Annotated in this window: 10 protein-coding genes and 1 tRNA gene; 2 read left to right on the forward strand and 9 right to left on the reverse strand. The window is 61.8% G+C overall.

Annotated features, from left to right (window positions below; all coding sequences use genetic code 11):
* Positions 1–11: 11 nt before the first annotated feature.
* The 7 genes from J5M56_RS22235 to fdnG all read right to left on the reverse strand — a co-directional run bounded on the left by J5M56_RS22235 (position 12) and on the right by fdnG (position 9167).
* A tRNA-Sec gene (locus J5M56_RS22235) sits at positions 12–107 on the reverse strand.
* A 6-nt stretch (positions 108–113) separates the two neighbouring features.
* Positions 114–2036 (reverse strand): selenocysteine-specific translation elongation factor, encoded by a 1923-nt coding sequence (selB, locus tag J5M56_RS22240; protein WP_207937820.1) that lies wholly within the window; start codon positions 2034–2036, stop codon positions 114–116.
* Positions 2033–3460 carry an L-seryl-tRNA(Sec) selenium transferase gene (gene selA, locus J5M56_RS22245; protein ID WP_207937813.1) on the reverse strand — a complete coding sequence of 476 codons (1428 nt, stop codon included), beginning with the start codon at positions 3458–3460 and terminating at the stop codon, positions 2033–2035. Before selA ends, selB begins: the two co-directional genes overlap by 4 nt.
* 107 nt (positions 3461–3567) lie before the next feature.
* Positions 3568–4491 (reverse strand): formate dehydrogenase accessory protein FdhE, encoded by a 924-nt coding sequence (fdhE, locus tag J5M56_RS22250; protein ID WP_207937814.1) that lies wholly within the window; start codon positions 4489–4491, stop codon positions 3568–3570.
* Positions 4492–4495: 4 nt separating this feature from the next.
* A complete protein-coding gene (locus J5M56_RS22255) occupies positions 4496–5152 on the reverse strand; it encodes a formate dehydrogenase subunit gamma (RefSeq protein ID WP_207937815.1) in 657 nt (218 codons plus the stop codon).
* Positions 5149–6099, reverse strand: coding sequence for a formate dehydrogenase subunit beta (gene fdxH, locus J5M56_RS22260; RefSeq protein ID WP_060478908.1), 951 nt, complete (start codon positions 6097–6099; stop codon positions 5149–5151). Before fdxH ends, J5M56_RS22255 begins: the two co-directional genes overlap by 4 nt.
* Positions 6099–9167 (reverse strand): formate dehydrogenase-N subunit alpha, encoded by a 3069-nt coding sequence (gene fdnG / locus J5M56_RS22265; protein WP_207937816.1) that lies wholly within the window; start codon positions 9165–9167, stop codon positions 6099–6101. The genes fdxH and fdnG overlap by 1 nt, the downstream gene beginning before the upstream one ends.
* 252 nt (positions 9168–9419) lie before the next feature.
* Here fdnG and J5M56_RS22270 point away from each other — a divergent pair, with 252 nt between their 5' ends.
* On the forward strand, positions 9420–9866 hold the full coding sequence (locus tag J5M56_RS22270) for a heme-binding protein (protein ID WP_225915511.1): 447 nt from the start codon (positions 9420–9422) through the stop codon (positions 9864–9866).
* Positions 9867–9960: 94 nt separating this feature from the next.
* Here J5M56_RS22270 and J5M56_RS22275 read toward each other — a convergent pair whose 3' ends face one another.
* Positions 9961–10500 (reverse strand): single-stranded DNA-binding protein, encoded by a 540-nt coding sequence (locus J5M56_RS22275; protein ID WP_207937817.1) that lies wholly within the window; start codon positions 10498–10500, stop codon positions 9961–9963.
* Between the two features lie 9 nt (positions 10501–10509).
* Positions 10510–11904: an MFS transporter gene (locus J5M56_RS22280; protein WP_207937818.1), complete on the reverse strand. Its 1395-nt coding sequence runs from the start codon at positions 11902–11904 to the stop codon at positions 10510–10512.
* Between the two features lie 129 nt (positions 11905–12033).
* Here J5M56_RS22280 and uvrA point away from each other — a divergent pair.
* A partial coding sequence (gene uvrA / locus J5M56_RS22285; protein WP_207937819.1) for an excinuclease ABC subunit UvrA occupies positions 12034–13961 on the forward strand: 1928 nt, incomplete at its 3' end.

The raw sequence follows: 13961 nt of genomic DNA on the forward strand, positions 1-13961 counted from the left end.
GCCGGTGAAAGTGGCGGAAGGCAGCGGGAGTCGAACCTGCCCGGGAACGGCTGCCGTCCCCAACCGGGTTTGAAGCCCGGCCGCGCCACCGGGCGCGATTGCCTTCCTTGTACTCAGTGCCCGGCCTGCTGCTGGGCCAATGCACTGTCGGCGCGGATGTAGCGCTGGTCGGCCACCCTGCGGGTGAAGCCAATGCGGTCGAAGTATTCGAGAACCTGCACACTGCGCTTGCGACCGATGCCCAACATATCGCGAAACGCGGCAACCTGCACTACTGGCGTATCCTCCATCTGCTTGAGCAGCAGTGCTGCCATGCGCTTAAGCGTCTGCTGCGGATAGAAGAGGTCGCGTACCACCTGATGCACCAGGCCCAAACGCGCTAGCTTGCGAAGCAGCAAGCGCACATCCGCTTCGGCACATTGCTCTTCGGCTGCCAACGTCCTGACCCAGGGCGGGTCGTATTCGCCTGCCAGCAGCCTCGGCTCCAGCCGCCCCCACATTGCGCTATCGGCAGCGCTCAGCTGTACCTTGTGCTCCGGCAAATGCAGCCATGGCCCACTGCTGGACAGCAGTTGGTCACTGAGCAACTCGTCGAGCAGGCTGACAAACGCCGGCCGCTCCAGCGCCAGGCCAGCAAAGCGGCGCAGGCGGTCGCGGTCAGGGCCGAGCTGGTCGGGCTCCAGCTCGTGCAAGCGTGCCAGTTGCTCGAGCAGTTGCTGCCTGAGCGCATGCCATCGACATTTGGCAAACAGCAACGGCCCCTGGCGCGTGGCGACTACCAGCACATCTTCGGGCAAAAGCCAGGTTTCGCGCTGGCGATTGAACTGGCGCTCAAGACGCTGTGGGTCCAAGCCGCCTTGAGCACTGGCGAGCAGTGCCGGTAGCGCTTGCTCCAGATCATCTGCAGCGCGCAGCACCTGCAACTGGCGCAAGCGTTCGTCGCTGCGACGCTGTCGGCTTGGGGCGAACGGGTCAAGCACTTTGCCCCCGCCGAGCGTGCGCTGGGCACGCTGGTCGCGCAATACCAGGCGGTCCCCGTGCACTGCCTGCAAAGGCGCATTAAGCAGCAACTGCGCGAACATACGCTGCCCGGCAGCCAGGCTTTGACCCTCGAGCAACGCCACTCGGGCGGTGACATCCTGGGTACCAAGATGCACATGCACAGCACTGAAGTGCTCGAAGGCACGGCTTTCGCCGGGCAGCAGGGTAAGGTCGATATCCACTCGCAAACTGGGCGCATGCAACCATTGGGGCACCAGCCAGTCCCCGCGGTGCACCTGCTCAAGTGCCAAGCGCTCAGCAGCAATGTTCAGCGCCACCCGCTGGCCGGCCTCGGCCACCAGGGCAACCTGGTTCTGCGCATGCAGGCCACGCACACGCACCGGCTTGCCCGCCTTGCCTAGCAGTAATGTGTCGCCTGCACTCACCCGCCCTGCCAGGGCAGTGCCGGTGACGACTATCCCGGCTCCGGTGACGGCAAACGCACGATCCACCGCCAACCGAAAGCCACCGCGTGGGCTGCGTTGGCGCCCCTGTGCTTCAGCCTCCAGCAAGGCCCGGCGCAGCACCTCGATTCCCTGGCCGGTGAGGCTCGATACGGGGAATTGCCGCGCCTTGGCGTAAGGCCCATGGGCCAGTAACGCGCTGATCTGCGCCTGCACCTGTGCCAAGCGTTCGGGTTCCACACGGTCACATTTGCTGATCACTACCAGCGCTTGCGCAATGCCCAGCAGCTCGATGATCGCCAAGTGTTCGCGGGTCTGGGGCATCACCCCATCATCGGCGGCCACCACCAGCAACACCAGATCGATACCATGGGCACCGGCCAACATGTTGTGGATAAAACGCTCGTGACCCGGCACGTCGATGAAGCCGGTCAAGGCAGCCCCATCTGCAAGCGCCACGTAGCGGTAACCCAAATCGATCGTCATGCCCCGAGCGCGTTCTTCCTGACGCAGGTCACCGGCCTGGCCGGTGAGTGCCTCAAGCAGCGCGGTCTTGCCGTGGTCGATATGGCCGGCTGTCCCGACGATCACTGCACAGGCCCCAATTGCAAGGCTGGTAATTGTGCTAGCCACTGCGCTTCATCGTCCAGCTGACGCAGGTCGAGCCACAGGGCGTCATCATTGATGCGCCCGAGCACTGGCACCGGCAAGGCGCGCAGAGCACGCTCCAGCACGTGCAGGCTGCGGCCACGCAGTTTCTTCGACACCTGCGGGCGCAGGCACAGTGCCGCGCTGGGCAGGCGTGCCACCGGCTGGCTACCGCTTCCAATCATGCCCAGTGCCGGCTCGACGCCAACATGCCACTGCTCGCCCAGGCGCGCTTTGAGCTCTGGGGCAAGGCGCTCGGCCTGGGCCTGAATTTCGGCCTGGCCACGAGTGAGCAAGCGTAAGCTCGGCAGGCGCTCGGCCAAGCGGTCGGGGTCGCGATACAGCGCCAGCACCGCTTCAAGTGCGGCGAGGGTGATCTTGTCGACGCGCAATGCCCGTTTAAGTGGGTTTTTCTTGATCCTGGCGATGAGGTCCTTGCGCCCGACGATGATTCCTGCCTGCGGGCCACCGAGCAGCTTGTCGCCGCTGAAGGTGACGATATCTGCGCCATCGGTTAGGGCTTGGCGCACCGTGGGTTCGGCCGGCAGGCCCCAGCGAGTAAGGTCGAGCAAGCTGCCGCTGCCGAGGTCTTCGAGCAGCGGTAATTGATGCTGGTGGGCGATCTGCGCAAGCTGCGCCGTCTCGACCTGGTGAGTGAAGCCCTGAATGCTGTAATTGCTGCAATGCACACGCATCAGCAGGCCAGTGCGTGGACCGATGGCGGCTTCATAATCACGGGCGTGCGTGCGGTTGGTAGTGCCGATTTCGTGCAGCTTCACGCCGGCGCGAGCCATGATGTCAGGGATGCGAAAGGCACCGCCGATCTCGATCAGCTCGCCACGCGAAATGATGCCCTCTTTGCGTGCCCCCAGGCTGTTGAGCGCCAGCAGCACTGCAGCGGCATTGTTGTTGACCACGGTAACGGCTTCGGCGCCGGTCAATTCGCGAATCAGACCTTCGATCAAATCATCACGGTCGCCGCGCTTGCCGGTAGCCAGGTCGAACTCAAGGTTGAGCGGGTAGCGCGCGGCCATCTGCATCGCCTCGATGGCTTCATCTGGGAGCAGCGCGCGGCCGAGGTTGGTGTGCAGCACCGTTCCTGTCAGGTTGAACACGCGACGCACCTGGCTGCGCTGCTGTACCAGCAGCCGCTCGCCCGTGCGCCCCAGCAGCACTTCAGCGCCAAGCTCGGCGGTACTGAGCTGGCCATGGAGCGCGGGGCCGCGCAGGTCGTCGAGCAGTTGGCGCAGTGTAGCCAGAACAGCATCGCGGCCGTGCCGGTCGATCAGCGGCATGCAAGCCGGGTGGCGCAGAAGGGTATCGATGGACGGCAGGCGTGGGGCGTGGCAGGTGAGGCTGGAGGACATGCGGTACTACCTTGGACTGATCCGTTGTCTGTGCTGGCCTTTCTCGGCGGCTCTACGACTCGAACCGCCGCCAAGCAAGCGAAGTGGTATTTCAGTGTAGACCCGAGCTACGACCCAGGCGCGAGCATCAGGTTCGGTGCCAAGCGATGCAAGCCCTCCTCGTCCAAGCGTATATCCAGCGCAAGGCTAGCCAGATCGTCAGCCAGCGGCTCGGCCGCCGCGTCATTCTCCAGGTAGCTCTGCTTCAAGTAGCTCTGACAGCCCGGGCAGCATTCAGCACGCAGCGGCGCCTTGCCCGGCGCGTGGCGATCATCCTCCAGGCTGCTATAGCGCAAGTCTTTGCTCGACTCGCAATAAACACATTTCACGCGCACTACATGCCATTCGCAGGCACAGAGCGAACAGGCCAGGTAGCGCAAGCCATTGTGCTTGCCACGGTTACGCACCACACCGGCCATGGCGGGCGAACCGCAGGCGGGGCACTGCGCAAGGCTGCCCGCAGGTTTGAGCTCGGTAGCTGGCAGTGCCAGCAACCAACTTGACCAGGCAGCCTGCAAGGCAGCACCAAGGAACGGCACCAGCGCTGCAGGCACCGCATCGTATTGCCCGGCAAGCAGGGCGATACCCCAACCCTTGCGCTGCCCCTGGTCACTGGCGCGCAACGCTCGCAACGCTTCGCCCAGCGCCCCGGTGGCTTCACTGCTCAAGTGCGCGAGCAGTGCCTGTAACCAGACCAGCCAAGGCCCCTCACGCACCAGACTGTCAGCTGCCAAGGGGGGAAGTCCATGACTTATGCACAAGCGCTGACGTGCCTCGGCCACGGGTAAGCCGGCGGGCGGGTTATCCACAAGCAGCTGCTGCACCCGACAAAGCTGAGCTACCAGCCTCAGGTAGTCCGCCAAGGCGTGACCCTCGGCCAGGTGCTCCAGGCGCTGCGCGCGTTGTGCGAACAAATCGCCAGGCGGCAGATGCAGAAACGGCGGCATAACCGCCGACGCTTCGATCTGCCCAGGTTCCAGTATCGTGCTCAAGCGCTCATCCTTCTTTGCGTCCGTGATTGCCACGAGTTTTATCGCCAGTCACCTCGCGGTACCACAATTCATGGTGCTTACGCGCCCAAGCGCGACTAACCCAGCCATGCAGCATGGCGCTGATCGAGCCTTTGATCCAGATACCGGCGTAGATGTGCACGATAATGCTCAGCACCAGCACGAAGGCTGCCAGTGCGTGGGCCAGCGCCGAAAGGCGGATGACCTCGATACCGAACAGGTGGCTGAAGTATGCACGCCAGATCACCACCCCTGTGAGCAGGAGCACCAGCATGCACGCAAGCAGCGTCCAGAACAGCAGCTTCTGCCCGGCATTGTATTTACCGACCGGTGGCACGCCCTGCTCCTGGTTCAGCATTACCCGATCAACCCGGCGCAGCCACAGGCGGTCGTTGGCGGTGATGAAATTGGCACGCCAGAAACGCACCACCAGCCCTAGGAAAAACACGAACATCGCTACGCCCAGAAACGGATGCAGGATGCGCGTCCAGGGGCCCCCACCGAACAGATGGCAGAGCCAGAACAATGCCGGGTGGAACAGCGCCAGCCCGGAGAGCCCCGCCATCATGAACAGGATTGCGACGATCCAGTGGTTGGTGCGTTCATTGGCGGTGTAGCGCAGGATGGGTTTGTTGTCGTTCATGGCCGCGGCTCCCCTTGCCCACCGGGCTTGGTCGGATCATAGACATGGACCGCCGGGTCCACCTGATGCACGCTCTCGTCCACAGATGTCGGGTGGTCGTCTTCTTCTACTCGTTGCGGGCCAACACGCACGTAGTGGAAGAACCCAGCCAGCACTGCCGCACCCATGGCCAGCAGCGCCAGTGGTTTGGTAATGCCCTTCCACAAACCCACCAGCGGGCTGATCACAGGCTGGTCCGGCAGGCCGGCGTACAGCTTCGGCGTGTCGGCATGGTGCAGCACATACATCACGTGGGTGCCGCCGACGCCATCAGGGTCATACAGGCCAGCCTTGTCGTAACCGCGCGACTTGAGGTCGACGATGCGCTCGTCGGCGTGCACCTTCATTTCTTCCTTGCTGCCGAATACGATCGCCCCAGTGGGGCAGGTTTTCACGCAGGCCGGTTCCAGGCCCACAGCCACGCGGTCGGAGCACAGGGTGCACTTGTACGCCTTGTGGTCTTTCTGCGAAATGCGCGGGATGTTGAACGGGCAGCCGGTGATGCAGTAGCCGCAACCAATGCAGTGGTCCTGATTGAAGTCGACGATGCCGTTGGCGTGCTTGATGATGGCCCCCGGGCTCGGGCAGGCTTTCAGGCAACCTGGGTCAGCGCAATGCATGCAGCCGTCCTTGCGGATCAGCCACTCCAGGTTACCGTCGTCGCGCTCGTGCTCGGTGAAGCGCATCAAAGTCCAGGTTTCGGCACTGAGGTCTTGCGGGTTGTCGTAAGTGCCATGGTTATGGCCAACTTCGTCACGCAGTTCGTTCCACTCAGAACATGCCACCTGGCAAGCCTTGCAGCCAATGCACTTGGTGGTGTCAATCAGCTTGGCAACCTGCTCCAGCTGGCGTACCGAAGGTGGAGCCGTGGTGGTGGCCGAGCGGGCGATGATGTCTTGGCTGGCCATCAGAGTTTCTCCACTTTGACGAGGAACGACTTGGACTCCGGCGTCTGGGTATTGCCGTCACCCAGGAACGGCACCAGGGTGTTGGTCAAGTAGCCGTGCCGCGTGGTGCCGGTGAAGCCCCAATGCAACGGGATGCCGATCTGATGCACGGTCTGATTGTTGACCATCAGCGGACGAATACGCTTGGTCACTACCGCTACCGCATCGATGTGCCCGCGCTTGCTCGATACCCGCACTCGATCACCGGCCTTGATACCTTTTTCGTTGGCCAGCACCTCGCCAATCTCGACGAACTGCTCGGGCTGGGCAATGGCGTTCAGCCGGCAATGCTTGCTCCAGAAATGGAAGTGTTCGGTGAGCCGGTAGGTAGTGGCCGCGTAAGGGAACTCGTCATGGGTGCCGAGGCTTTCCCATACGGAGTCGAAGATCCGCCCGGCCGGGTTGCTGGTGGCCTTTTTGTTCTGCGGGTGCAGAGGGTTGATACCTATAGGGGTCTCGAACGGCTCGTAATGCTCGGGGAACGGGCCTTCGGCCATCTTGTCGATGGCGAAGAACCGAGCCACGCCTTCAGGGTTCATGATGAAGGGGTTCATCCCCGCCTCCGGTGGCGAGTCGACCTTGAAGTCAGGCACGTCGGTGCCGGTCCAGGCCTTGCCGTTCCACCATACCAGCCGCTTCTTGTCCGGGTCCCAAGGCTTGCCCTGGGTGTCACTCGATGCGCGGTTATAGAGAATGCGGCGGTTGGCCGGCCACGCCCAGGCCCAGTTCTGCACCTGATGCATGCCGTACGGGTCGCTGTTGTCGCGCCGGGCCATCTGGTTGCCCTGCTCGGTCCAGCAGCCAGAGAAGATCCAGCAGCCCGAAGCAGTGCTGCCATCGTCCTTGAGCTGACCGAAACCAGACAACTGCTGGCCAGCCTTGATGGCTGCACCGGCCGGATCGGTCATATCAGTAACGGCCCAGCCGTTCATCTCTTTGGCCAACTCTTCCGGCGAGGGCTCTTCGGGAATTTTGTACGGCCAGTGAATGTTCAGCAGGGGGTCGGGGAAGGCACCGCCTTCGGCCTGGTACCGCTGGCGCAGCCGAATGAACAGCTCGCTCATGATGCGCACGTCGGTACGTGTCTCCCCCGGGCCATCTGCGCCTTTCCAATGCCACTGCAGCCATCGGCTACTGTTGACCAGCGAGCCGTCTTCCTCGGCAAAGCACGTGGTGGGCAGGCGTATCACTTCAGTCTGGATATTGGCCGTGTCGACGTCGTTGAAAGGCCCAGCATTGCGCCAGAACTCCGAAGTTTCGGTGGCCAGTGGGTCCATGATCACCAACCATTTGAGCTTGCCAAGCGCCGCCGTGACGCGGTTCTTGTCCGGCAGCGCGGCAATCGGGTTGAAGCCTTGGCAGATATAGCCATTGACCTTGCCCTGGCTCATCATCTCGAACATGCGTAATACGTCGTATGCCGGTACGTCGAGCTTGGGTAGCCAGTCGTAGCCCCAATTGTTGTCTGCGGTTGCATTGGGGCCATACCAGGCCTTCATCAGGCTGACGTGGAATTTGCCGTAGTTTTGCCAGTACGACAATTGGCCTGGACGCAGCGGCTTGGAAGCACGCTTATCGATGTAGGCGGTGTAATCCTGCTCGGCGTCGCCTGCCAGGGTCAGGTAGCCTGGCAAGGAGTTGGACAGCAGCCCGAGGTCGGTCAGGCCCTGGATATTGGAGTGCCCGCGCAAAGCGTTGACGCCACCGCCAGGCATGCCAACGTTGCCCAGCAGCAGCTGGACCATGGCTGCACTGCGAATGATCTGCGCACCGATCGAATGCTGCGTCCAGCCGAGAGCGTAGAGGATCGTCATGGTCTTGCCCGGCACCGAGCAACTGGCGATCTCTTCCCAGACCTTCATCATCGCGTCCTGGGGCATGCCGCAGGTCATGCTCGCTAGTTCAGGGGTGTAGCGGCTGTAGTGCTGCTTCATCAGTTGGAAAACGCAACGCGGGTGCTGCAGCGTCAGGTCGACCTTGGCGAAGCCGTCCTCACCCAGCTCGTAGCCCCAGCCGGATTTGTCCGCGTAGACACGCTTGGCCTCGTCGTAGCCGCTGAACAGCCCGTCCTCGAAGCCGTAGCCCTCTTTGACGATGAACGACACGTCGGTGTAATTACGCACGTACTCGTGCTGAATCTTGTCGTTGCTCAGCAGATAGTTGATCAGCCCGCCCATGAAAGCGATGTCGGTACCGGTACGGATCGGCGCGTAGTAATCGGCCACCGAAGCGGTACGGGTAAAACGCGGGTCGACCACGATCAGCCGCGCCTGGTTGTGCGCCTTGGCTTCGGTCACCCATTTGAAGCCGCACGGATGCGCTTCTGCTGCGTTGCCACCCATCACCAGGACCAGATTCGCGTTGGCGATATCGGACCAGTGGTTGGTCATGGCGCCACGGCCGTACGTCGGGGCAAGACTTGCCACCGTCGGGCCGTGTCAGACACGCGCTTGGTTATCGAACCCCAGCATGCCGGTTGCACGGATGACCTTATGGGTCAGGTAGCCAGCCTCGCTGGACGCGGCAGAGGCAGCAAGAAAACCAGTGCTCACCCAGCGGTTGACCGTCTGGCCCTGTGCGTTCTTGGCAATGAAATTGGCATCCCGGTCCTTTTTCATCAGCTCGGCGACGCGGTTAAGGGCGTCATCCCAACTGACCCGCACCCACTCATTGCTGCCCGCCTTGCGCACTTCGGGGTACTTGAGACGGCTAGGGCTGTGGATAAAGTCGAGCAGCCCGGCACCTTTGGGGCACAGGGTGCCACGGTTAACCGGGTGATCGGCATCACCCTCAATGTGGATGATGCTCTGTTTGACGTTTTTGCCTGCATCACCCTGGCTGTACAGGATCAAGCCACAGCCGACCGAACAGTAGGGGCAAGTGTTACGGGTTTCTTTGGTATGCGTCAGTTTGAAATGACGCACCTGCTCGGCGAATGCCGGCGTTGGGGCCATGCCCAACGCCGCCAGGCTCGAGCCTCCAAGGCCGACGGCGGCGACCTTGAAGAACTGCCGACGGTTGAGGTCCATCGTGCACTCCTGATCAGGTTTGGACGCACGGAGCTTGGCCGGCGCCTCTTGCTTAGTCACGGTGGCGGCAGACTGATGGCCGCCAGTAGATAAGACTAGTCAAGAATCGAGAAGGTGCGATGACATGGGTCACTTGATTGCCGCATACCCTACAGATCACGGAGATACGCCTGACAGCAAACGAGGAAACGGACTACAGATTTTCCAGCTTCTACCTGTAAAGCTGCCGAAAATTCCCACGGAAGGTGTCGCATGACTCAGAAGTTCACGTTAGCCTGGCTGATGTTGAGTACCTCATTGCTTACGGTGCATACCCATGCCGAGGCCCTCAGCGCACAACAAGCCCAGCGCATGGCTGCTGCTGCCGAACAGGCCGCTCGCGTGCAGGGGTTTTCGATCGTTATCAGCATCGTCGACAAACACGGCAACCTCAAACACTTCCATCGCATGGACGGCGCTGGCACTCACAATATCAATGCCGCCCAGCTCAAAGCCACGACTTCGGCGCGTTTTCCGCTTTCCTCCAAAGGTCGTGCAGCCTCGCCAGCCAACCCATATGCCTCGCTGCCGCGAATCACCTTGCTCCAGGGCGGACTACCAATCGTCGATGCCAATGGCGAGCATATCGGCGGTATTGGAATCAGCGGTGCAACGCCTGAGCTGGATGCAGCATTTGCCGAGGCGGCGCTTGATGGCTAGGCGTGAACAGTTAACTGAAGCCCAGCTTCAGACATAAAAAAACCCAGGGCAATTGCCCTGGGTTTTTAGTGTTTGCGCGAAATGATCGCGCTGATCAGAACGGAATATCGTCATCAAAGCTGTCAAAGTCCGCTGCCGGCTGGGGTGCTGGCTGCTGGGGTACCGGACGCTGAGGCGCTTGCTGCGGACGCTGGGCCTGCTGGCGGGGCGGGGCCTGGTTGTACTGCTGCTGGCCACCACCGTAGTTGCCACCACCCTGGTTGTACTGGTCACCGCCTTGCTGGCCCTGCGGGCGGCCGCCGAGCAGCTGCATGGTGCCGTTGATGTCGACGATGATTTCAGTGGTATAGCGCTTGATGCCGTCCTTTTCCCACTCACGGGTCTGCAGTTTGCCTTCGATGTAGCACTGCGAACCTTTGCGCAGGTATTCGCCGGCGATTTCGGCAACCTTGCCGAACAGCGACACACGGTGCCATTCGGTACGCTCGACCTTTTGGCCCGACTGCTTGTCAGTCCATTGCTCGCTGGTAGCCAGGCTCAGGTTGGTCACGGCGTTACCGTTGGGCAGGTAGCGGACTTCGGGATCCTGGCCGCAGGTACCGACCAGAATGACTTTGTTAACCCCACGGGCCATAACGTTCTCCTAGGCTTCGCACGCCGAAGAGGCTGGATTCACCAGTCGCTCGAGGGTCGCACGGTCCAAAATTTTCGTATCCAGTTTGATATAGATGGCGGCTTCGTCTGCCACCACCACGGCGTCGGTCACACCCGGCACGGCCATCAGGCGCTCGGTCAAGCCGGCTTCCTGAACTGCTTCTGGCGTCAACGGCATGCGCAGGCTGGTCACATAGGGTGGCTCGTTCATGCTCACAGCAACGACCAACCAGATGGCACACAAGATAGCGCAGCCGAGGAACACCATGTTCAGCCCGCCGTGCTGGAACAGCCAGCCACCGAGAATGCCTCCCAGGGCAGCGCCGAGGAACTGGCTGGTGGAATAAACCCCCATCGCCGTTCCCTTGCCGCCAGCAGGCGACACCTTGCTCACCAGCGAGGGCAATGAAGCCTCCAGCAGGTTGAATGCGGTAAAGAATACCACGGTGCCAATCACCAGTCCGCGCAAACCGTCAGCCCACTGCCAGAAGAATACCTCTGTCAGCAGCAGGACACTGACCGCACCCGCCAACACACGCTTCATCTTGCGCTTTTTTTCGCCGTAGATGATGAACGGGACCATTGCAAAAAATGAGACGAACAGCGCGGTCAGGTACACCCACCAGTGCTGCTCTTTGGGCAGACCACCGCGCTCGACGAACGCCAGCGGCAAGGCGACGAAGCTGGCCATGAGAATGGCATGGAGGATAAAGATACTCACGTCCAGGCGCAGAAGGTCCGGATGACGCAGGGTTGGACCGAGAGCCTGGCGGGCCACCCCGGACTCACGGTGCTGCAGGATGCTGTGGGTGTTGGGCACGACGAAGGCGATCAGCAGGACACCGACCAGGGCGAGTCCTGCAGTGGCCAGGAACAAGCCTGACAAACCAAAGGCACTTGTCAACAAAGGCCCGACTACCATAGCCACAGCGAACGACAGGCCGATGCTCATACCAATCATGGCCATGGCTTTGGTCCGGTGCTGCTCGCGGGTCAGGTCGGACAACAGCGCCATGACCGCGGCCGATATCGCCCCGGCACCCTGCAGAATTCGCCCGGCGATCACCCCCCAGATCGAGTCAGCCTGGGCCGCCAGTACGCTGCCCAACGCGAAAACCAGCAGCCCCAGGTAAATCACCGGGCGGCGGCCGATTCGGTCGGAGATCATCCCGAACGGGATCTGTAACACCGCCTGAGTCAGCCCGTAGGCGCCGATGGCCAGACCAATCAGCGCGGGCGTGGCGCCGGCCAGGTCCATGCCATAGGTGGCCAGCACCGGCAGGACCATGAACATGCCCAGCATACGAAAGGCAAAGACCAGAGCCAGGCCGCCTGCAGCGCGGGTTTCGCTGCTGCTCATGCGCTCGTTGTGGGTATCGTGCATGGATAAACCTCGTGTGAACCGGCGGCGATTCTATCAGTCCGACAGGCTAACGGCATCTACGCGACGCTTTGCCGCGTAATGGCAGCGCGCCGTATACTTCTTTGTTTATGCCCGCCAAGCGAGGCCGCAGTGGACAAGATCCTGATTCGTGGGGCACGTACCCACAACCTGAAGAATATCGACCTGACGCTGCCGCGGGACAAGCTGATCGTCATCACTGGCCTGTCTGGCTCCGGCAAGTCTTCACTGGCGTTCGACACGCTCTACGCCGAAGGCCAGCGCCGCTATGTGGAGTCGCTGTCGGCTTATGCCCGGCAGTTCCTGTCGATGATGGAGAAACCCGACGTCGACACCATCGAAGGCCTGTCGCCGGCCATTTCCATCGAGCAGAAGTCGACTTCGCACAACCCGCGCTCGACCGTAGGCACCATCACCGAAATCTACGATTACCTGCGCCTGCTATATGCCCGCGTCGGTACGCCACGCTGCCCGGACCACGATATTCCGCTGGAAGCGCAAACGGTCAGCCAGATGGTCGACCTGGTGTTGGAGCGCCCGGAGGGCAGCAAGCTGATGTTGCTGGCTCCGGTGATACGTGAGCGCAAGGGTGAGCACCTGGCGGTGTTCGACGAGATGCGCGCTCAGGGCTTCGTCCGTGCACGGGTCAACGGCAAGCTCTATGAGCTGGATGAACTGCCCAAGCTGGACAAGCAGAAAAAGCACAGCATCGATGTAGTCGTGGACCGTTTCAAGGTACGCACCGATCTGCAACAGCGTTTGGCCGAGTCGTTCGAAACCGCCCTCAAGCTGGCCGATGGCATTGCGCTGGTGGCCCCGATGGATGACGAAGCTGGCGAAGAAACGATCTTCTCCGCACGCTTCGCCTGCCCCATCTGCGGCCATTCCATCAGCGAACTGGAACCTAAGCTGTTCTCGTTCAACAACCCCGCCGGCGCCTGCCCGACCTGCGACGGCCTGGGCGTGAAGCAGTTCTTCGACACAAAGCGCTTAGTCAACAGCGAGCTGACCCTGGCTGAAGGTGCCATACGCGGCTGGGACCGGCGCAATGTGTACTACTTCCAGATGCTCGGCTCACTGGCCGCGCATTACGGCTTCAGCTTGGAGGAGCCGTTCGGCGAATTGTCGGCAGAGCATCAGAAGGTGATTCTGCAGGGTAGCGGCAAGCACAGCGTCGATTTCAAATACCTCAACGACCGCGGCGATATCGTCAAACGCTCGCACCCGTTCGAAGGCATCGTGCCGAACCTGGAGCGCCGTTACCGCGAGACAGAATCGGCCACGGTACGTGAAGAGCTGGCCAAGTTCCTCGGCACTCAGCCCTGCCCGGACTGCCGTGGCACGCGGCTGCGTCGCGAAGCGCGCCACGTATGGGTTGGTGAAAAAACCCTGCCGGCGGTGACCAACCTGCCGATCGGCGAAGCCAGCAGCTATTTCGGTGAATTGACCCTGACTGGCCGGCGCGGCGAAATCGCAACGAAAATCCTCAAGGAAATCTGCGAGCGCCTACAGTTTCTGGTCAATGTCGGCCTCGATTACCTGACCCTGGACCGCAGCGCAGACACCCTCTCCGGTGGCGAGGCGCAGCGCATCCGCCTGGCCAGCCAGATCGGTGCGGGCCTGGTCGGGGTCATGTACATTCTCGACGAGCCGTCCATCGGTCTTCATCAACGTGACAACGACCGACTGCTGGCCACCCTCAACCACCTGCGCGACCTGGGTAACACGGTGATTGTGGTAGAACACGACGAAGACGCCATTCGCCTGGCCGACTACGTCGTCGATATCGGCCCAGGTGCCGGAGTACATGGCGGCCAGATCGTTGCCGAGGGCACGCCGCAGCAAGTCATGGAGCACCCTGACTCACTGACCGGCAAGTACCTGTCCGGGCGCAAAAAGATCGTCGTGCCGGCCAAACGTACACCGCGCAACAAGAAGCTGCAGCTCAAACTCAAAGGCGCGCGTGGCAACAACCTGCAGAACGTTGACCTGGAAGTGCCGATCGGCCTGCTGACTTGCGTGACCGGCGTATCGGGCTC

Origin of the sequence: Pseudomonas sp. 51_B, from assembly GCF_017491595.1 — a bacterium.
Lineage (GTDB): Bacteria > Pseudomonadota > Gammaproteobacteria > Pseudomonadales > Pseudomonadaceae > Aquipseudomonas > Aquipseudomonas promysalinigenes.

What these genes read in the sequence shown, in the direction of transcription:
- fdxH (WP_060478908.1), bottom strand. Translation starts at nt 6,099, where the DNA reads ATGGCCAGCCAAGACATCATCGCCCGCTCGGCCACCACCACGGCTCCA.
- J5M56_RS22275 (WP_207937817.1), bottom strand. Translation starts at nt 10,500, where the DNA reads ATGGCCCGTGGGGTTAACAAAGTCATTCTGGTCGGTACCTGCGGCCAG.
- J5M56_RS22280 (WP_207937818.1), bottom strand. Translation starts at nt 11,904, where the DNA reads ATGCACGATACCCACAACGAGCGCATGAGCAGCAGCGAAACCCGCGCT.
- selA (WP_207937813.1), bottom strand. Translation starts at nt 3,460, where the DNA reads ATGTCCTCCAGCCTCACCTGCCACGCCCCACGCCTGCCGTCCATCGAT.
- J5M56_RS22270 (WP_225915511.1), top strand. Translation starts at nt 9,420, where the DNA reads ATGACTCAGAAGTTCACGTTAGCCTGGCTGATGTTGAGTACCTCATTG.
- J5M56_RS22255 (WP_207937815.1), bottom strand. Translation starts at nt 5,152, where the DNA reads ATGAACGACAACAAACCCATCCTGCGCTACACCGCCAATGAACGCACC.